19 protein-coding genes and 1 tRNA gene are annotated in these 19,078 nt (G+C 71.8%); 12 read left to right on the top strand and 8 right to left on the bottom strand.

Going from position 1 to position 19,078, the window contains the following annotated elements:
* The 4 genes from CWOE_RS19870 (at position 1) to CWOE_RS32130 (ending at position 2,576) form a co-directional block, all read left to right on the top strand.
* On the top strand, positions 1–1,137 hold the full coding sequence (locus CWOE_RS19870) for an NAD(P)/FAD-dependent oxidoreductase (protein ID WP_012935432.1): 1,137 nt from the start codon (positions 1–3) through the stop codon (positions 1,135–1,137).
* Between the two features lie 115 nt (positions 1,138–1,252).
* Positions 1,253–1,705 carry a VOC family protein gene (locus CWOE_RS19865; protein ID WP_012935431.1) on the top strand — a complete coding sequence of 151 codons (453 nt, stop codon included), beginning with the start codon at positions 1,253–1,255 and terminating at the stop codon, positions 1,703–1,705.
* Positions 1,706–1,873: 168 nt separating this feature from the next.
* The gene (locus tag CWOE_RS19860; protein WP_012935430.1) at positions 1,874–2,191 is read left to right on the top strand and encodes a nucleotidyltransferase domain-containing protein; all 318 of its coding nucleotides are present in this window, start codon (positions 1,874–1,876) and stop codon (positions 2,189–2,191) included.
* A complete protein-coding gene (locus CWOE_RS32130) occupies positions 2,178–2,576 on the top strand; it encodes a HEPN domain-containing protein (RefSeq protein WP_012935429.1) in 399 nt (132 codons plus the stop codon). Before CWOE_RS19860 ends, CWOE_RS32130 begins: the two co-directional genes overlap by 14 nt.
* A gap of 213 nt (positions 2,577–2,789) precedes the next feature.
* On the opposite strand, the gene CWOE_RS19850 is transcribed toward CWOE_RS32130, so the two are convergent.
* The 3 genes from CWOE_RS19850 to CWOE_RS19840 all read right to left on the bottom strand — a co-directional run bounded on the left by CWOE_RS19850 (position 2,790) and on the right by CWOE_RS19840 (position 4,736).
* Positions 2,790–2,863 (bottom strand) — tRNA-Pro (locus CWOE_RS19850).
* A gap of 80 nt (positions 2,864–2,943) precedes the next feature.
* Positions 2,944–3,711: an IclR family transcriptional regulator gene (locus CWOE_RS19845; RefSeq protein WP_012935428.1), complete on the bottom strand. Its 768-nt coding sequence runs from the start codon at positions 3,709–3,711 to the stop codon at positions 2,944–2,946.
* The gene (locus CWOE_RS19840; protein ID WP_236262126.1) at positions 3,708–4,736 is read right to left on the bottom strand and encodes an SDR family NAD(P)-dependent oxidoreductase; all 1,029 of its coding nucleotides are present in this window, start codon (positions 4,734–4,736) and stop codon (positions 3,708–3,710) included. The genes CWOE_RS19845 and CWOE_RS19840 overlap by 4 nt, the downstream gene beginning before the upstream one ends.
* On the opposite strand from CWOE_RS19840, the gene melA reads away from it, so the two are divergent.
* The 8 genes from melA (at position 4,693) to CWOE_RS19800 (ending at position 14,196) form a co-directional block, all read left to right on the top strand.
* Positions 4,693–6,012: an alpha-glucosidase/alpha-galactosidase gene (gene melA / locus CWOE_RS19835; protein ID WP_012935426.1), complete on the top strand. Its 1,320-nt coding sequence runs from the start codon at positions 4,693–4,695 to the stop codon at positions 6,010–6,012. The genes CWOE_RS19840 and melA overlap by 44 nt on opposite strands.
* Positions 6,012–7,310 carry an ABC transporter substrate-binding protein gene (locus CWOE_RS19830; RefSeq protein WP_012935425.1) on the top strand — a complete coding sequence of 433 codons (1,299 nt, stop codon included), beginning with the start codon at positions 6,012–6,014 and terminating at the stop codon, positions 7,308–7,310. The genes melA and CWOE_RS19830 overlap by 1 nt, the downstream gene beginning before the upstream one ends.
* A gap of 4 nt (positions 7,311–7,314) precedes the next feature.
* Positions 7,315–8,244, top strand: a complete 930-nt coding sequence (locus CWOE_RS19825) for a carbohydrate ABC transporter permease (protein ID WP_012935424.1) — start codon at positions 7,315–7,317, stop codon at positions 8,242–8,244.
* On the top strand, positions 8,241–9,065 hold the full coding sequence (locus tag CWOE_RS19820) for a carbohydrate ABC transporter permease (RefSeq protein ID WP_012935423.1): 825 nt from the start codon (positions 8,241–8,243) through the stop codon (positions 9,063–9,065). The genes CWOE_RS19825 and CWOE_RS19820 overlap by 4 nt, the downstream gene beginning before the upstream one ends.
* Positions 9,066–9,068: 3 nt before the next feature.
* Positions 9,069–10,319 (top strand): ABC transporter ATP-binding protein, encoded by a 1,251-nt coding sequence (locus CWOE_RS19815; protein ID WP_012935422.1) that lies wholly within the window; start codon positions 9,069–9,071, stop codon positions 10,317–10,319.
* Positions 10,316–11,293, top strand: coding sequence for a hypothetical protein (locus CWOE_RS19810; RefSeq protein ID WP_012935421.1), 978 nt, complete (start codon positions 10,316–10,318; stop codon positions 11,291–11,293). Before CWOE_RS19815 ends, CWOE_RS19810 begins: the two co-directional genes overlap by 4 nt.
* Positions 11,290–13,032, top strand: coding sequence for an aldehyde dehydrogenase family protein (locus CWOE_RS19805; protein ID WP_012935420.1), 1,743 nt, complete (start codon positions 11,290–11,292; stop codon positions 13,030–13,032). Before CWOE_RS19810 ends, CWOE_RS19805 begins: the two co-directional genes overlap by 4 nt.
* Before the next feature lie 162 nt (positions 13,033–13,194).
* Positions 13,195–14,196: an endo alpha-1,4 polygalactosaminidase gene (locus CWOE_RS19800; protein ID WP_160165536.1), complete on the top strand. Its 1,002-nt coding sequence runs from the start codon at positions 13,195–13,197 to the stop codon at positions 14,194–14,196.
* 12 nt (positions 14,197–14,208) lie between these two features.
* Here the strand turns inward: CWOE_RS19800 and CWOE_RS19795 are convergent, their stop codons facing one another.
* The 5 genes from CWOE_RS19795 to CWOE_RS19775 form a co-directional block, all read right to left on the bottom strand.
* A complete protein-coding gene (locus tag CWOE_RS19795; RefSeq protein WP_012935418.1) occupies positions 14,209–14,484 on the bottom strand; it encodes a hypothetical protein in 276 nt (91 codons plus the stop codon).
* A gap of 101 nt (positions 14,485–14,585) precedes the next feature.
* Positions 14,586–15,398, bottom strand: coding sequence for a collagen-like triple helix repeat-containing protein (locus CWOE_RS19790; RefSeq protein ID WP_012935417.1), 813 nt, complete (start codon positions 15,396–15,398; stop codon positions 14,586–14,588).
* Positions 15,399–15,615: 217 nt separating this feature from the next.
* On the bottom strand, positions 15,616–15,819 hold the full coding sequence (locus tag CWOE_RS19785; protein WP_012935416.1) for a cold-shock protein: 204 nt from the start codon (positions 15,817–15,819) through the stop codon (positions 15,616–15,618).
* A 157-nt stretch (positions 15,820–15,976) separates the two neighbouring features.
* The gene (locus CWOE_RS19780; protein WP_012935415.1) at positions 15,977–17,782 is read right to left on the bottom strand and encodes an ABC-F family ATP-binding cassette domain-containing protein; all 1,806 of its coding nucleotides are present in this window, start codon (positions 17,780–17,782) and stop codon (positions 15,977–15,979) included.
* 57 nt (positions 17,783–17,839) lie between these two features.
* Positions 17,840–18,958: a metallophosphoesterase gene (locus CWOE_RS19775; protein ID WP_148261088.1), complete on the bottom strand. Its 1,119-nt coding sequence runs from the start codon at positions 18,956–18,958 to the stop codon at positions 17,840–17,842.
* Between the last annotated feature and the right edge of the window lie 120 nt (positions 18,959–19,078).

The raw sequence follows: 19,078 nt of genomic DNA, 5'->3' as shown, positions 1-19,078 counted from the left end.
ATGCGTCCACTCGACGAGGAGCGCGCCGACGTCGTGATCATCGGTGGCGGCGGGATCGGGGCGAGCGCCGCCTACCACCTCACCGAGATGGGCGTGACCGACGTCGCGCTGGTCGAGCGCGACGTGCTGGCCGCCGGCTCGACCAGCAAGTCGCTCGGCGGCATCCGGCTGCAGTTCGGCGACGAGCTGAACGTGCGGATCACGCGTCGCTCGCTCGACGCGTTCGAGCGCTTCGACGAGGTCGTCGCGAACGGCGGCCTCGACGTAGACATCGACCTGCGGCAGATGGGCTACCTGATCCTGCTCGACTCCGAGGACGACCTCGAGGTCTTTCGCGGGGCGCTCGCGATGCAGCAGTCGCTCGGCGTGCCCTCGCGCGAGGTGTCGGTCGACGAGGTGCGGGCGATGATGCCCGCGCTCGACACGGAGGGGGTGCTGGCGGCCACCTACTGTCCGCTCGACGGTCGCGCGGTGCCTGAGGCGGTGGTGCAGGGCTACGTGTCGGCTGCGGCCGGGCGCGGTGCCCGCGTGCGCCAGGGTCGCGCGGTGACGGGCATCCGCCGCACGGAGAGCGGCGCGATCTGCGGCGTCGAGACGACGAAGGGCACGATCCACACCGACACGGTGATCTGCGCCGCCGGCGTGTGGTCGAAGGAGGTCGCCGCCCACGTCGGCGTGGCGCTGCCGGTCGAGCCGGAGGTCCACTGGGTGTTCTTCTCCAGCAAGGAGGGCGGCGTGCCGTCGGACATCCCCTTCACGATCGACTTCGCCTCCGGCTTCTATCTGACCCGCGAGCACCACGGGATGCTGTTCGGCGGGCGGGCCGCGAAGATCGAGGAGCTGGTGGAGCCGGCGGTGCGGCGGCTGCCGCTGATGGCCGACATCGAAGTGGAGAGCTCGTGGTGGGGTTACTACGACATGAGCCCCGACCACAACGCGATCATCGGCGCGGCGCAGGAGGCCGAGGGGTTCTACTTCGCGACCGGGTTCTCCGGGCACGGCTTCCAGCAGTGCCCGGCCGTCGGCGAGCACCTCGCCGAGCTGATCGTCGGCCGCGAGCCGACGCTCGACATGTCGCCGTTCGGCCTGGAGCGATTCGCCGACGGCGCCGCGCGGTTGGAGCCGTTCTACATCTAGCGCGGCGGCTGCCGCGCGCTGTGCGCGGGCGCGCTGGGCGCTGGGCGCTGGGCGGCGGGCGCGGCAGGCGCGGCATCCGGCGCGCGTTTAATGGTCTTACCATTAGAATCATGGCATGACTCCATTCAAGAAGGTCCATCACATCTGCATCGCCGTGCACGACATCGAGCGCGCGTCGGAGTACTACGAGTCGGTCGGGATCGGGCCGTGGCAGGACTACGGCTCGCTGGCCCAGTACAGCGACCTCGAGGTCCCGGACGTCGACGGCTTCTTCGCGTCGGTGTACCGGACGGCGCAGGTCGGCGACCTCCAGCTCCAGCTCGTCCAGCCCGGCGCGGGGTCGCCGCAGCGGCGCTTCCTCGACGAGCACGGCGAGGGCATCTTCCACATCGGCTTCGAGGTCGGCGACATCGACGAGAGCGAGGCGCAGGCCGCGGCGCTCCGGATGGAGGTCCTGATGCGCGGCCGTCGCCCCGACGGCAGCGGCTTCGCGTACTTCGACACCGCCGACAGAGCCGGCGGCGTCGTGCTCGAGCTGCGCTCGACGAGCGCGCCGGCCTCGTCCTGAGCGGAGCGGCGCACCCTGGAACGAGAAAGCCCCGCTCTCGCGGGGCTTTCTGCCGTCGGGAGATACGTCACACGGCCACAGGGCGGTCCAGGGCCGCTTGCGTTGATGAGTCTCGCGCACGGCGAGTTCGTGTGGTCGCCGGTCCGCTGAATCGACTACGGTCCTGTCATGACCTCGGCCGATGTGATCGACGCGATCGGCAAGCGGCTGGCGAGAGCGGCACCGCCGAACTCGCGCGTGGTGCTGTTCGGTTCGCATGCGCGCGGCACGGCGGATCCGTCATCCGACTACGACGTCCTGGTGATCGAGCCTAACGTTGCGAGTCCGATCAGAGAGTCCGTGCGTCTCCGCGACGCGCTCGACGAGCTTGACGTACCGATCGACGTCGTCGTCATCGACGAGGCGAAGGCCGCACGTCGCGGCGTCGTCAGCGGCACGATGGTCGAGCAGGCGCTGCGCGAGGGGCGGCTGCTTGCCAGCACCTGAGCAGGTCGAAGCGGCTCGGCTGCTGCTGCGCAAGGCCCGGGCAGATCTTGCTGCGGTGCGAGCGCTCGCAGATAGCGAGGGCCAGGACGACGGCGTCATCGGGTTTCATGCGCAGCAGGCGGTGGAGAAGGCGTTCAAGGCGGTGCTCGCCGCCCGCGAGTTCGACGTTCCGCGCACCCACGACATCAGCTTCCTGCTTCGCCAACTCGCCAAGGTGGGCAACGCTGCGCCGGCGCCGTTGACCGATGCGCGCTGGTTGTCGCCGTGGGCGGTGACGACGCGCTACGACGAGGTCGAGGATGAGCCGTTGGACCGCAGTGAGGCGGTCGAGCTGGCGGCCTCGGCCGTGGGCTGGGCATCGACGGTGGTAGACAGACTCCCCTGAGAGCGCAGGAACTTGCCTGAGCGGGGCCGCTGAGCTCCGCGAGATCAACGGGGTTGTCCCACTGCTGCGTGCATCCGTCAGATGCGACGTTCGTATAGATCTCAGGCTCAGCGCCAACCGCCTCAGCTACCACGGCCCGAACAGGCGGACCGACGGCCGCGAAAGGTGCGCTGAAACACACGAGGCGCCGCTCGCGCGGCGCCTCGTGGCGAATCGGGGAGACAGGATTTGAACCTGCGACCGCCCGGCCCCCAGCCGGGTGCGCTACCAGACTGCGCCACTCCCCGTGGCTTACCGCACCGATGATACCCCTGCGGGCGCGGGCGCGGCGGCGCGGGTGCGGGGCGGTGCGCCGGGTCGCCGCGCGTCAGGCGGCGCCGAGGCGGCGGGAGGCGTCGGCGACGGCGTCGTCGAGGGCGCTGCGGACGTCGGTCGCGACCGCTCTGCTGTAGCGCGGGGTGGGTATCGAGACCGACAGCGCGGCGGGGACGCCGCCGGTGGTGTCGCGCACGCCCATCGCGACGCAGCGGAGGCCCAGCAGGGCCTCCTCGTTGTCGAAGCTGCAGCCGCGGCGGCGGATCGTCTCCAGCTCGCGCATCAGCAGGTTGACGTCGGTGATCGTGTGCGGCGTCAACGCGACCAGCTCGACGTCGCTCAGCCGGGCGCGCGCGTCGTCGGGGTCGAGCGCGGCGAGCAGTGCCTTGCCGAGCCCGGCCGCGTGCGCCGGCAACCGCTCGCCGACGGCGGAGGCGAGCTTCATCGGATGCGGAGAGAGCGCGATCTCCAGGTAGAGCACGTCGGTGCCGTCGAGCTGCGCGAGCTGGACGGTCTCGCCGGTCCGCTCGACGAGCTGGGCCATCACCGGCTTCAGCAGTCGGCGCAGCCGCTCGATCCCGTCGTAGGACTGCGCCACCTGCCACAGCCGCAGGCCGAGCCCGTACGTGCCGTCGTCACGATGCTCGAGGTAGCCGCTGAGCGACAGCGTGTGCAGCAGCCCGTGGGCGGAGGACTTCGGCAGCTCGAGCTGTCGCGCGACGTCGGACAGCCTCAGCGGGCCGTGCTTGGCGAGCAGGTCGAGCACGGCGACGACGCGCGCCGCGGTGCGGACGGTCCCGCCGCCGGAACCTGCGCTCACGACTGCACCCGCATCGCGCTGATGACGTCGAGTTTGGCTTTGAAGGCGGTGTAGCCGCTGTCGATCGGGAAGACGCTGCCTGTTACGACGCGGGATTCGTCGGCGCCGAGGTAGACGGCCATTGGTGCGATGTCTTCGGGTGTTGCGATGGGGAGGAGGTGCAGGCGGTCGATGGTGTCATGGGAGGTGGCGTCGGCGAGCCACGCCTGCTGCGGCTCGCTGGAGACGAAGCTTGGGCAGATGGCGTTGACGCGGACGTTGTCGGGTGCCATGCCGGCGGCGAAGGAGCGTGTGAGGGCGGTGACGCCGCCTTTGGCGGCGGTGTAGGCGTCGAGGCCGGCGACGCCGACGAGGGCGTCGGTGGTGGAGACGAGGACGATCGAGCCGGAGCGTTGGGTGATCATTTGGCGGCCGGCGTGTTTGCAGACGTGGTAGGTGCCGGTGAGGAAGAGGTTGATGATGCGGTGCCAGATGTCGTCGTCGAGTTCGGTGAGGCGTGCGTCGTGGTCGTTGACGAGTGGGACGTTCGCGGCGGAGTGGACGAGCACGTCGACGGTGCCGTAGAGCTCGACCGTCTGAGCGACGAGCGTCTCGACGCGGGCGGAGTCGGTCACGTCGACGGTCAGAGCGGACGCGGTTCCGCCGGCTGAGCGGATGTCGGCGGCGACCGTCTCGCCGCGTTCTGCGACGAGTTCGGCGAGCACGACGCGTGCGCCCTCGGCGGCGTAGGCGACGGCGGTCGCGCGGCCGATCCCCGAGCCCGCGCCCGTCACGATCGCGACCTTCCCATCCAGCCGTCCGGCCATCCCGTCCTCCAAGTTCGGATTTACGAACGCTTGTTCAACAATGCGGACAACCGTAGCAACCGGCGCGAGCGCTTGCGCGCCTCCGGAGGTTTCACTATGGTCGTTCAGCATCCTGTATTTGAGTTCGTATTTACGAACATACAGTGAACGTCCGAGAGGGAGAACCAGGCACGACATGCCGAAGATCACGCTGATCGGAGCGGGAAGCGTCGAGTTCACGCGCGTCCTGCTCGGGGACCTGCTGCGCTTCCCCGAGCTCGCGAACGCGCGCATCGCGCTCCACGACATCGACCCCGAACGGCTGGCGACAGCCGAGCAGGTCGCACGCTGGGCCGCCCGCGCGACCGGCGCGTCGCCGGCGATCGAGGTGCACGCGGACCGCCGCGCCGCGCTCGACGGCGCCGACTACGCGATCAACATGATCCAGGTCGGCGGCTACGCCGCGAGCGTCGTCGACTTCGAGGTCCCGACCTCCTACGGCCTGCGCCAGACGGTCGCGGACACGCTCGGGATCGGCGGCATCTTCCGCGCGCTCCGCACGATCCCCGTCATGCAGGCGATCGCCGCCGACATGGCCGAACTGTGCCCGGACGCGTGGCTGCTCAATTACACCAACCCGATGGCGATGCTGTGCTGGGCGCTCGCGCTCGACGCGCCGGACGTGAAGGCGGTCGGGCTCTGCCACTCGGTCTTCCACACGGCTGAGAAGCTCGCCGGCTACGTCGGCGTGCCGCTGGAGGAGGTGACCTACCTCGCGGCGGGCGTCAACCACCAGTCGTTCATGTACCGCTTCGAACGCGACGGCGAGAGCCTCTACCCGCTGCTCGACGAGGCGATCGCGCGCGATCCGCAGCTGCGCCGGACGGTGCGCGTCGAGCTGTACCGCCGCTTCGGCTGGTTCCCGACCGAGTCCAGCGAGCACGGCGCCGAGTACCTGCCGTGGCTGATGCGCAGCGACGCGGCGATCGACCGCTTCCGGATCGAGCAGGGCGTCTGGCTGCGGATGAGCGAGGACAACGAGGCCGACTACGCGCAGATGAAGCGCCAGCTCGCCGACGGCACGCCGCTGGAGCTGGAGCCGAGCCCCGAGTACGCGCCGCAGATCGTCCACTCGATCGAGACCGGCCAGCCGCGCGTCGTCTACGGCACGGTCCCCAACACCGGGCTGATCGACAACCTGCCGGCCGGTGCCGCGGTCGAGGTGCCCTGCGCGGTCGACGGCAGCGGCGTGCACCCGGTCCACGTCGGTGCCCTGCCGGCGCAGTGCGCGGCGCTCAACCGCACCTTCCTCAACGTCTGCGAGCTGGCCGTGCGGGCGGCCGTCGAGCAGCGACCCGAGCACGTCCTGCACGCGGCGATGCTCGACCCCAACGCCGCCGCGACGCTCTCGCTCGACGAGATTGCCGCGCTCTGCGGCGAGCTGGTCCGCGTGCACGGCGAGCGGCTGCCGGCGTGGCTGCGCGAGGCCGACATCTGGAAGCGAGAGGAGCGGTGATGCGACGGTGGATGGCGACGGGCGCGGCGGTCATGCTGAGCGTCCTGGCGGTGCTGAGCGCCGGCTGCGGCGGCGACAGCGCGGGCGGGTCGGGCGACGACGGCGTCGTCGAGATCACCTTCTGGCACGGCCAGACGGAGGAGACGGCGACGGAGCTGAACACGCTGATCGACGAGTTCAACGAGACGCACCCGAGAATCCGCGTCTCCAAGGACGCCGGCGGCGTGCAGGCCGACGACATGCTGACGAAGGTCACCGCCGCCCTGGCGGGCGGCTCCTACCCGGACATCGCGTACATCTTCGGCCCCGACGTCGCCAACGTCGCGCGCAGCCCGAAGGTGCTCGACCTGACCGAGACGGTCAGAGCGCCGGACTGGACCTGGGACGACTTCTACAAGCCCGAGCGCGACGCGGTCACCGTCGACGGGAAGGTGCGCGCCGTCCCGGCCCTGGCCGACGTGCTCGCCGTCATCTACAACAAGAGACTGTTCGCAGACGCTGGCGTGCCCGAGCCCGACGGCACCTGGACGTGGGACGAGTTCCGCGCCACGGCCAAGCAGCTGACCGACCGCGGCAAGGGCGTCTTCGGCACCTCCTGGCCGGGCGTCGGCGGCGAGGACACGGTCTGGCGGCTGTGGCCGATGGTGTGGCAGCTCGGCGGCGAGATCCTCTCGCCCGACGGGACCAGCGTCGGCTTCGACGACGACTCGGGGCTCAGGTCGCTGACGACGATCCACGACCTCGCGGTCACCGACGAGTCGACCTACATCGATCCCGACCCCAGCAGCGACCGCACCGGCCAGCTGTTCCAGAACGGCAAGCTCGCGATGTGGACGGCCGGACCGTGGGCGCTGCTCGACGTCAGAGTCTCCGGCGTCGAGGCCGGCGTCGCGCGGCTGCCCTCCTACGACGGCGAGCCGCTCTCGATCGCTGGCCCGGACAACTACGTCCTGTTCGACAACGGCTCGGCGCGCTCCAGAGCGGCGATCGAGTTCGTCAAGTGGCTGACCGCCGCCGAGCAGGACCTGCGCTACTCGGAGGCGACCGGCCACCTGCCGTTGCGCAAGAGCGCGACGAGACTGCCCGGGTACCCCGCGTTCGCGAGAACGTGGCCGGGCATCCCGGTCTTCGTCGAGAGCCTCGAGACGGCGAAGGTGCGGCCGACGATCGAGGCCTATCCCGAGCTGTCCGACGCGGTCGGCAAGGGGATCGTCTCGGTCCTGCTCGACCGCGCGAGCCCCGCGGACGCGCTGAAGACGATGTCCGAGCAGGCGAACGACGTGCTCGCGTCGGAGTGAGCGGATGGCCACGGTCGCCGCACCTCCCGCCCGCCGCGCGGCGTCCAGGCGCCCGCTGCGGCGGCGCCTGCTCGGCGAGCACCCGGGCGCGTGGGGGTTCATCCTCCCGTCCGTCGTCCTCGTGCTCGGGCTCAACCTGATCCCGATCGCCTGGGCATTCGTGCTGTCGCTGAAGTCCTCCGACCTGCTCACGCCGGGCGAGTGGGTCGGGCTCGACAACTACGACAGACTGCTGCAGGACGGCGCCTTCCGCGCCGCCGTCGAGCACACCGCGATCTACACCGGCCTGTTCGTCCCGCTGAGCGTCGCGGGCGGGCTCGCGATCGCGCTGATGCTGAACCGGCGGATCCGCTTCGTCGGCCTCTACCGCACGTGCGTGTTCGTGCCGTTCATCATCTCGGCGGCCGCGCAGGGCGTGCTGTTCGCGTTCGTCTTCGACCCCCAGTTCGGCGTCGCCAACGCCGCGCTCGACAAGGTCGGCGTCGCGCAGCAGGGCTTCCTGCAGGACCCCGGCCAGGCGCTCTACGTGCTGATCGGGATCGGGCTGTGGGGCGGCGTCGGCTTCTGCGTGATCGTCTTCCTCGCCGCGCTGCAGGACATCCCGAGAGAGCTGACGGAGGCGGCGTCGATCGACGGCGCAGGGCGCTGGTCGACGTTCCGCAACGTCGTGCTGCCGTCGCTGCGCAACGTCACGATCTTCCTGCTGACGTGGCAGACGTTCCAGGCGCTGCAGCTGTTCGACCTCGCCTACGCGACGACCCGCGGCGGCCCGCTCGACGCGACCGTGGTCGTCGTCTACTTCGTCTACCAGCAGGCGTTCCAGTTCTTCGAGGCTGGCTACGGCGCCGCCGCGGCGTACGTGCTCGGCGCGGCGATCCTCGGCGTCGGGGTGCTCGGTCTCGGGCTGCGGCGGCTCGCGGGGAGGACCGCATGAGCCTGCGCCGCCTGCCGTTCAGTCCTTGGCACCTCGTGCTGGCGCCGATGGCGCTGCTGTTCGCGCTGCCGCTGCTGTGGCTGCTGGTGACGTCGTTCATGTCCGACGCGCAGATCAACCGCTTCCCGCCGACGATCGTGCCGGACTCGCTGCACCTGACCGGCTACGACTACGTCTTCACCAACGCGCAGTTCCCGCGCTGGTTTCTCAACTCGACGATCGTCGCCTGCACGGTCGTCGTCTCGAACCTCGTGCTCTGCTCGCTGAGCGCCTACGCCTTCGCGCGGATGAGATTCCGCGGCGCGACCGCGCTGTTCGCGCTGATGCTGGCGACGCTCGTGATCCCGTTCCAGCTGACGATGATCCCGACGTTCCTGATCATGAAGGAGCTGGGACTGATCAACAGCCTCGGCGCGCTGATCGTGCCCGGGCTCGTGTCCGCGTTCGGGATCTTCCTGCTGCGGCAGTTCTTCCTCGCGCTGCCGCCGGAGCTGGAGGACGCGGCGCGGATCGACGGCTGCTCGCGCCTCGGCGTGCTCGTGAAGGTCCTGCTGCCGCTCGCGCGGCCGGCGCTGACGACGCTCGCGGTGCTGACGTTCCTGACGACCTGGAACGACCTCGCGTGGCCGTTGATCGCGATCAACTCCTCCGAGCACTACACGCTCCAGCTCGGGCTCACCACCTTCCAGGGGCAGCACCGCACGCTGTGGTCGGCCCTGATGGCGGGCAACGTGCTGACGACCGCACCGGTCGTGATCGCGTTCCTGCTCGCTCAACGAACGTTCATCCAGTCGCTCACGTGGAGCGCGGTGAAGGGATAGACGATGGAACGAGAACGGCAAGCCGGCGGAATCCGGCTCGACGGCGTCAGCAAGATCTACGCCGGCGGCGTGCGCGCCGTCGACGACGTCAGCATCGAGATCGGAGACGGCGAGTTCATCGTGCTGGTCGGGCCCTCGGGCTGCGGCAAGTCGACGCTGCTGCGGATGATCGCGGGCCTCGAAGAGGTGACGGCCGGAACGATCGCGATCGGCGGGGAGGACGTGACCGCGCGCAAGCCGTCGGCGCGCGACATCGCGATGGTCTTCCAGAGCTATGCGCTGTACCCGCACATGACGGTCGCGGGCAACCTCGCGTTCGGCCTGCGCCAGCGCAAGGCGCCGAAGGAGGAGATCGAGCGCCGCGTCGCCGCCGCCGCGCGGATGCTGGGCCTGGAGGAGCTGCTGACGCGGCGGCCGGCCGCGCTCTCGGGCGGGCAGCGCCAGCGCGTCGCGATGGGCCGCGCGCTCGTGCGCGAGCCGCGCGCCTTCCTGCTCGACGAGCCGTTGTCGAACCTCGACGCGAAGCTGCGCACCTCGATGCGCAGCCAGCTCGCGCGGCTGCACGAGCGCGTCGGCACGACGACCGTCTACGTGACCCACGATCAGGTCGAGGCGATGACGCTCGGCGAGCGCGTCGCGATCATGCGCGACGGCGTCGTGCAGCAGTGCGACACACCGACGCGCCTGTTCCACACGCCCGCGAACCTGTTCGTCGCGGCGTTCATCGGCTCGCCGGCGATGAACCTCGTCGAGGCGACGCTCCAGGACGGGCTGCTGCGCTTCGGCGACGTCGCGCTTCCGCTGCCCGCGGGCGCGGGCGCACCGCCACTCGCCGACGGCGCGCGCGTCGTGCTCGGCGTGCGGCCGAGCGACTTCGAGCTGGCCGCGCCGGGCACGGACCCCGCCTGGCCGCGGATCGACGTCGCAGCCGAGGTCGTCGAGGAGCTGGGCTCCGAGACGCACGTCACGTTCGCGCTCGACGCGCCGCGCGTCGCGACCGACGACGTGCGCGCGGCGGAGGACGTCGCCGGCGAGGACGAGGCGCAGCTGCTGGCCGACGACCTCCGCGTCCGTTTCGTCGCCCGCGTCCACGGGCGCGGGCGGATCGACGTCGGCGCGCGCCTCCAACTGGCGGTCGACCACACCGCGTTCCACCTCTTCGACCCGGCCACCGGGGTCGCCCTGACCGACCGACGAAAGGACTCCGTCATGACCGCTTCGGCCCCGACCACGCCCCGCGGAGCGGCCGCATGAGCGTCGCTCCGATCCTCGCGCGGCTCGGCCTCGTGCCCGAGACGGTGCCGCCGAGCGCCGGGCGCTTCCCCGACGGCGCCCACTTCCGCATCGAGATCCCGAGCATCGAGGGGCCCGCGGTGCTCGACGCCGCCCTGTCGGCGGCGCGCGAGTACGGAGTCGTCGTCAACCGCGTCTCGCAGGGCTCGGGCGCGATGCTGCTGCGCGACGCCGAGCTGCGTGCGATGGCGGCGGCGGGGCGCGAGGCCGGGATGGAGGTCTGCCTCTTCGTCGGCCCGCGCGCGGGCTACGACGTCGGCGCCCACGCGCGCTCGCCGGAGGGCGCCGGCGAGTACGGCCAGCTGCGCGGCAGCCGCCAGCTCGCGAGCGGCGTCGCCGACGTGCTGCGCGCCGTCGAGGCGGGCATCCGCAGCTTCCTCGTCGGTGACGAGGGGCTGCTGAGCGTGCTCGTCGAGATGCAGGCGCTCGGCGAGCTGCCCGCCGGCTGCGTCTGGAAGCTGTCGGTCACGCGCGCGCCGTCGAACCCGATCTCGCTGCGGCTGCTCGAACGACTCGGCGCGACGACGGTCAACGTCCCGTCCGACGTCGGCCTCGCGCAGCTCGCCGAGATGCGCGCCGCCGTCGAGCTGCCGCTCGACCTCTACGTCGAGGCGCCGGACTCGCTCGGCGGCGTCGTGCGCGGGCACGAGTCGGCCGCGCTGATCCGCGCGGGCGCGCCGCTGTACGCGAAGTTCGGCCTGCGCAACGCGCCGCCGCTGTACCCGGCCGGCGGCCACGTCGAGGAGCTGGCGTGCGCGATGGCGCGCGAGAAGGTCCGGCGCGCGGCCGTCGCGATGGAGTGGCTCGCACGCGACGGGCGCGAGCTGGTGCAGTCCGCGCCCGGCGCCGCCGGCCTCGCGCTGCCGGAGCCGCCGGAGTCGGCGGAGCAGCCGGAGTCGGAGGCGCCGCGCGCGCCGCAGAGGGCGCGGCGATGAGCGGGGCGCGCGATGCGGCGGCGCGCGAGCGCGGGGGCGGCGGCGGCGCGGGCGATGGCGCCGCGCGTGAGCGCGGGGGCGGGGGCGGCGGCGCGGGTGACGGCGCCGCGCGTGAGCACGGGAGCCTCGTCGCCGGGCGCGAGACGGCGACCGCGGCAGAGACGTTCACGGCGTTCGACCCGCGCACGGGGCGTCCGTCGCCGCTGCGCTTCCGCGAGGCGTCGGCGGCCGACGTCGCGGCGGCCGCGGAGGCGGCGGCGGTCGCCTTCCGCGCGGTGCGCGAGTGGCCGCCCGAGCGCTTCGGGCGGCTGCTGCGCGGTGTCGCGACGGAGCTGGAGCGGGCCGAGCGCCCGCTGCTGGCGACGGCCGACGGGGAGACGGCGCTCGGCACGGTGCGGCTGCGCGGCGAGCTGGCGCGCACGACCGGGCAGCTGCGCGCGTTCGCGGCGCACGTCGAGAGCGGCGCGCACCTCGACGTGATCGTCGCGCCGCCGCGGCCCGACGCCGAGCCGCCGCAGCCGGACCTGCGGCGGATGCTCGTCGCGCTGGGCCCGGTCGCCGTCTTCGAGGCGAGCAACTTCCCGTTCGCGTTCGGCGTCGCCGGGGGCGACACGGCCGCGGCGCTCGCGGCCGGCTGCCCGGTCGTCGTCAAGGCGCACGAGGCGCATCCCGCGACCGCGCACCTGTGCGCCGCCGCCGTGACGGCCGCGGTCGCCGCCGCGGGCGCGCCGCCCGGCCTCTTCTCGCTGCTGCACGGTCGTTCGCACGCGGTCGGCCGCGCGCTGGTGGAGGCGCCGGAGATCGCGGCGGTCGGCTTCACCGGCTCTAGCGCCGGCGGCCGCGCGCTGCTCGACGCCGCCGCACGGCGGCCACAGCCGATCCCCGTCTACGCGGAGATGGGCAGCGTCAACCCGCTGCTGGTGACCGCGGCGGCGCTGGCCGAGCGCGGCACGGCGATCGCCGACGGGCTGGCCGACTCGATCGCGCTCGGCGCCGGGCAGTTCTGCACCAGCCCGGGGCTCGTGCTCGTCCCGCACGGCGCCGACGGCGACGCGTTCGCCGCGCGGCTGGCGACCGCGCTCGACGGCCGCGCGGTGGGGGCGCTGCTGACGGCGGGGATGCGCGATCGGCTCGTCCGCGACGTCGCCGCGCTGTCGGCGCGCGAGGACGTGACGCTGCTGGCCGGGGACCGCGGGGCGGACGGGGGCGGCGCGGACGGCGCCGCCCCCGGTGGCTTCCGCTTCACGCCGGCGCTGCTGAGCGCCGACGCGGAGGCGCTCGTGCGCGATCCGGCGCTGGCGGATGAGCACTTCGGGCCGGTCGCGCTCGTGCTGCGCTACGACGGCGGGTCCGGCGCGGCGCGCGCGCTCGCCGCGCTGCCGGGGCAGCTGACGGTCACGCTGCACGCGGGCGCTCAGGAGCTCGCGGAGCCGGAGCGCAGCGGCCTGGCGGCGCTGCAGCGGCTGGCGGTCGAGCGCGCCGGGCGGATCGTCTGGAACGGCTACCCGACCGGCGTCGCCGTCGTCGCGGCGATGCAGCACGGCGGCCCCTACCCGGCGGCGAGCACGTCGCTGCACACCTCGGTCGGCTTGACCGCGATCCGGCGCTTCCAGCGCCCGGTCGTCTTCCAGGACGCGCCGGCCGCGCTCCTGCCGCCGGCCCTGCGCAACGCCGCCACCAATTACACAAACTTAACGATAGGAGGCCTTGACACCGCGATCCGCCAACGAGGAGAATGAACCTTCCACGAGCGCATTCTTCAGCTCACGTCACGACGTGAGGCGATGCGCTCCCTGGCCCGCGGTGTCGTGCCGCGGTGGGTGGCCCGCCGGGAGTCATGTCAAACGGACGGCTTGGCTGTCCGCAGACTACAAGGGGTGAACTCCATGAATTGGAGTCATGTGACTTCGTCGCGACGCGTGCGGCGAGGGCTGCGCGCGTGCGTGGCGGCGTGCATCGCGCTGGTCGTGCCGGCGATCGTCGGCGTCGCGAGCGCGAGCGCCGTATGGGTGCCCAGACCGGGCACGACGTGGCAGTGGGACATCATCGAGAACGTTCCCGAGCCGTTCCTGCCGGTCCAGATGTACGACGTCGACCTCGAGCAGGCGGTGCCGAGCGAGACGAGAATCCCGGTCACGCTGGGCGGCAGAACGACCGTCGTGACGTGGAGAGCGGGGCAGAACGCAGGGATCGTCGATCGCCTTCACAGAGCCGGCAAGATCGCGATCTGCTATCTCGACACCGGCGCGTACGAGACCTACCGTCCCGACGCCGCGCTGTTCCCCGGCACGCCCGGCTGGAGAAGAGGCGACCCGTCCTCCGACGTGATCCTCAACGACACCGGCTGGAACGACGAGTACTGGCTCGACATCCGGCCCGGCCAGTGGCAGAAGTTCGCTCCGATCATGTGGGCGCGGCTGGACCTCGCGAAGAGAATCGGCTGCGACGGCGTCGAGCCCGACCAGAACAACCCGTGGAGAAACGTGCCGGACGACTTCCCGCTCACGCTCGCGCACCAGAAGGCGTGGTACCTGAAGGTCGCCGAGCAGGCGCACCTGCGCGATCTCTCGGTCGGCATGAAGAACGCTCCCGAGGAGGAGGTCACCGACGCCGACACGGTCAGAGCGTTCGACTGGAACCTCAACGAGGAGTGCTTCGTCTACGAGGAGTGCGACACGCTCGAGCAGTTCATCGACGCCGGCAAGGCCGTCTTCAACACGGAGTTCACCGACGTGTGGGTCGCGGAGAGAAGAACCAGCAGATATGCGGACCCGCTCGTGCTGAGAAGAACCGTCTGCGCGCTTGCCGCCAGAAGAGACAGATACGGCAGACTCACCTATCTGAGCAGATTCTCGATCCTGATAAAGACCGAGGTCCCGGACGATCCCTACTACACCTGCTGAACGACGAGCTGCTCAGCGCGCGACGCGGTTGTGCACGTCGAAGACCGCCGGCTCTCCGGGCTGGATGCCGACCTCGGCGAGGATCGGCATCAGGCGTTCGGCGAACGCCTCCCACTGCTCGCGCGAGTCCCACACCTCGCTGACGAGCAGCTCCCCGTCGGTGCCGAAGCAGAGGTGGTAGTCGAGACCGTCGGGCGGAAACGCGCCGGCCGCCTCCAGGCGGCGGACGGATTCGTCGTACTGAGCGTTGGTCAGCGACTGGGGCGTGAAGCGGACGAGGATGCTCATGCCGGCTCCTTGCTGGGGAAGCCCGACGATAGCCAAGAAACGGTGTGACATCAGGCAGAACGGCAGACGGCCCGCCGAATGGCGGGCCGTCTGACGGATCGCTACGGGCGCAGCTCGCCGATCTGCCACGCCTCCAGCGAGGCGGAGGCGATCTTGCCGCTCGCGGTGGGGGTGACGCCCGGCGCGAGGACTTCGAAGCAGCGGACGTCGATCGTCTTGCCGCCCTGCGGCACTCTGACCACACCGCCGACGCTGAGGCCCTGGCGGTAGCCGGGATCCGGCAGGTCGCCGTGGAAGAACGTCACGTAGAACGTGTCGATCAGGTTCGGGTTCTGGGGTGAGCTGGGGATGCTCTGGTCGATGATGCTGCAGCGCGTCTGCGAGACGAGCGTGGTGCCGTTCGCGCTCGGGACGGTCGGCGGGCGGACGGAGAGGTTCGCCTCGACGCGATAGGTGCCCTCGGTGAGGGTCAGCTCGTGCTGCTTGTGGCCGTCGTCGTAGTCGCCGAAGTCGCCGGGCGGCGTGTTGCGGTTGCCGTCCACGTAGGCCGTCGAGCGGATGAACACGCCGCGGCCGTCACGCCCGGCCGCACCGGTCGCACCGGCGGCGCCGGTCGCGCCGTGGGCTCCGGGTTCGCCCTTCTCGCCCCGCTCACCCCGGTCGCCCTTCTCGCCCTTGGCGCCGGTCGCGCCGTTGGCTCCTCTCGGGCCCGCCGGCCCGGCCGGCCCGGCCGGCCCCGCCGGCCCGCGTGCGCCGCGCTCGCCGTCAGCGCCGCTGAGCTGACTCTTCGCCGTTCTCGACAGCTTCGCCGTCGAGATCGTGCCGTTCTTGATGTCCTTGCCGTTGATGAGCTCCTTCGCCGCGTATGCGGAACCGCTCGCTGCGAAGACGAGCGCCACGATCGCGACAGCCATTGACGGTGAAGGCATGAACCTGCGCACTGATGGATCCCTCCTGGTTGATGAGCCGAGGCGAGTGTCAACGCGCCAGCTCGGAAGGACGGCAGGCTAGAGAGTTGGCGCGTAAGCCGCAACCAGGGATCCACGCGTTTCTGTTCCCGCGGCCCCGCAAACGCAAGACGGCCCGCCGGAAGGCGGGCCGTCTGGTACTGCGAAAGGGCGGTGGGACGGACTAGATCGTCGTCACGTTCGCGGCGTTCGGGCCCTTGGGACCCTGCTCCGCGTCGTACGAGACCTTCGCGCCCTCGGCCAGCGACTTGAAGCCGTCGCCGGTGATCGCCGAGTGATGGACGAACAGGTCCTTGCTCTGGTCGTCCGGCGTGATGAAGCCGAAGCCCTTGTCGTCGTTGAACCACTTCACGGTTCCTGTAGCCATTGCGGTACCTCCGGGAGTTATGTGCGCTGCGAGTCGCGGAGGGTGCTAGGCAACAACTGCGGACGCGGGCACTGCGTCGATCGAGCGAATCTCGACCCGTATCCGCTCACCATAGCGCAAACGCTCCGAAGGGTGGAGAATCGATCGCGAGCGGCCGTCAGCCCTCCAGCGACGCCGACGTCTCCAACCACGCCGTCTCCAGCTCCTCGCGCTCGCCCGCGAGCGCCGCGAGCTGCTCGTTCAGCTCCCGCAGGCGCGCGTGGTCGGTGGCGCTCGCGGCCATCTGCTCGTGCAGCTCCGCCTCGCGGCCGTCGAGCTTCTCCAACGCCCGCTCCAGCCGCTGGACCTCCTTGCGCGCCGCGCGCACGACGGCGCCGCTGGGCGCGCCGGTCGGGGCGGGGGCCGCGGCGGCCGAACCGACCGCAGGCGTGTCGCCGGCGGCCGCCTTGCGCTGCTCGACGTACTGCTCGATCCCGCCCGGCAGGTGACGGATCCCGCCGCCGCCGTCGAGCGCGTAGACGTTGTCGCAGACGCGTTCGACGAAGTAGCGGTCATGGCTGACGACCACCAGCGTCCCGGGCCAGCTGTCGAGCAGGTCCTCCAACGCCGTGAGCGTGTCGACGTCGAGGTCGTTCGTCGGCTCGTCGAGCAGCAGCACGTTCGGCTCGCCCATCAGCAGCCGCATCAGCTGCAGGCGGCGGCGCTCGCCGCCGGAGAGGTCGCTCACGAACGTGCGCGCCTTGTCGCCGCGGAAGCCGAACCGCTCGGCCAGCTGGCCGGCGGTCAGCTCGCTTCCGTCCCCGAGCCTGATCCGCCCGCGCACCTCCTCCAGCGACTCCAGCACGCGCAGGTGGCCGGGGATCTCGACCGCGTCCTGCGTCAGGTGCGCGAGTCTCACCGTCGCGCCCCGCTCGACCACGCCGCTCGACGGCTCGAGCGTTCCGCCGAGCAGGTTCATCAGCGTCGTCTTGCCCGACCCGTTCACGCCGACGAGCGCGACGCGGTCGCCCGGTCCCAGGCGCCACGTCGCGTCGCGCAGCAGCACCTTGTCGCCGTAGGCGACCGAGACGTGCTCGGCGTCGAGCACCTTGTCGCCGAGCCGCGTGCTGGCGAAGCGCAGCAGCTCGACGCCGTCGCGAGCGGCCGGCTCGTCGGCGATCAGCGCGTTCGCCGCCTCGATCCGGAACTTCGGCTTCGAGGTCCGCGCCGGCGGCCCACGCCGCAGCCACGCCAGCTCCTTGCGCAGCAGCTGCCGCCGTCGCGCGTCGCGCGCGGCCTCCTGCCGGTCGCGCTCGGCGCGCGCGAGCACGTACGCGGCGTAGCCGCCCTCGTACTGGTGCACGGCGCCGTCGGCGACCTCCCACGTCTGCGTCACGACCGCGTCGAGGAACCAGCGGTCGTGGGTGATCACGACGATCGAGCCGCGGCGCGCCGCGAGGTGGCGCGCGAGCCAGTCGACGCCCTCGACGTCGAGGTGGTTGGTCGGCTCGTCGAGCAGCAGCAGATCGGGGCTGTCGAGCAGCAGTCGTGCGAGCGCGATCCGGCGTCGCTCGCCGCCGGAGAGCGGCCCGATCGGCGTGTCGAGGCCGGCTGGGAAGCGCCGCATCTCGACGCCGCCGAGGAGCCCGTCGAGCACGGCGCGGAAGCGCGCGTCGGCGGCCCACTCGTGGTCGGCACGGCCGCCGACCAGCTCGTCGCGGAGCGTCTTGCCGGCGTCCAGCTCGTCGGTCTGGCCGATCGTCGCGAGGTGCAGGTCGCCGACGCGCGTGACGGCGCCGGCGTCGGCCTGCTCGGCACCGCCGATCAGCTTCAGCAGCGTCGACTTGCCGTCGCCGTTGCGCCCGACGATCCCGATCCGGTCGCCGGCGGCGACGCCGAGCGTCACGTCGCGCAGCACCGAGCGGCTGCCGTAGCCCTTGTCGACGGACTTGAGGTTGACGAGGTTGCGTGGGGTGGCGGCCATCGCCCGCCATCCTGCCGCACCGGGCGCTGCCGGCGCGGTCCGGCCGCCCGCTCGCGCTCAGCCCACGTCGAGGATGGAGATCTCCGGCGGGGCGCGGAAGCGCAGCTTCGGCGCCTGCCCGCGCTCCACGCCGACGCCGCGGCTGACGTAGATGCGGCGGCCGTCCAGCTCGTGCAGGCCGCCGGCGCCGATCGTTCTCCCAACGCGCGACGCGGTTCTCAGCGGGCCGATCAGCGGCAGCTGGAACTGCCCGCCGTGCGTGTGGCCGGCGACGACGAGGTCGATCCGCGTGTCGGGTGCGAGCCGCAGGATCGGGTCCGGGTGGTGCGTGAGAAGGATCCGCACGTCGCGCTCGCCGGGCCGCCGTTCGAGCGCGTCCGAGAGCCCGCGGGCGGCGCGGCCGCGGTCGTGCTTCTCGTTGCCGCCGATCGTCAGCCGCCGGTCGCCGACACGGGTCCGCGCGGTCTCGTTGACGAGCAGGCGGACGCCTGTTCCGGCGAAGATCCTCCGCGCGTCGGCGACGCTCTCCTGATCGCCCTGCACCGCGAAGACGCCGCCGGGCGCGCGCAGCCGCGCGAAAAGCGCGCGCATCCGCGGCAGCTCGCGCTCGAACGACGCGCGTGAGCCCTGGTGGTAGTCGCCCGGCAGCAGGATCACGTCCGGGCGCTCGGCCATCAGCCGTCTGACGGCGTTGCGCTCGTGTTCGCCGACGTGCTCGAACTGGATGTCGGACAGGACCCCGACGCGGATCGGCCGCTCGCCAGCGCGCGCGGCGTCGACGGGCACGTCCGCGCGCTCGACGACGAGCCGGTTCGGTTCGACGAAGCTGGCGTACGCGCCGACGGGCGCGAGCAGCAGGCCGAGCACGACGGCGAGGCGGACGAGCAGGCCGCCCGAGCGCCACGTCAGCAGGCCGAGCAGGAGCGCCGCCAGCGGCACGACCACGACGAGGTCGAGCCACAGCACGTGCGCGACGCCGAAGGGGCGGTCGAGGCCCGCGGCGACCATCGCGATGCCCTTCAGCAGGAGCGCGCCGAGCGCGAGCACGGCCGCTGCCGCGATGCGCCGCCAGCCAGGCCGGAAACGCACGGCCCATGCCACGACGCCGCAGACGATCAGCGCGTCGATCGCCGCCGAGACGGCGAAGAGCCCGTCGCCCATGTGAAAGCCGAGCACGCCGACGAGGCTCGTACGGTGGCGTTAACGGTCGGTAAAGCTGCCGACGTCCAACCGCGTGAACCGAGTTCAGAGTGGCATAGTGGGCTCGTTCGTCGCCTCGGCTCGGAGGGTCCGTCC

It is taken from the genome of Conexibacter woesei DSM 14684 (assembly GCF_000025265.1).
In the GTDB taxonomy this organism is placed as follows: domain Bacteria; phylum Actinomycetota; class Thermoleophilia; order Solirubrobacterales; family Solirubrobacteraceae; genus Conexibacter; species Conexibacter woesei.
The sequence above is the reverse complement of the archived record's forward strand: the minus strand, read 5'-3'. Positions and strand labels throughout refer to the sequence as shown.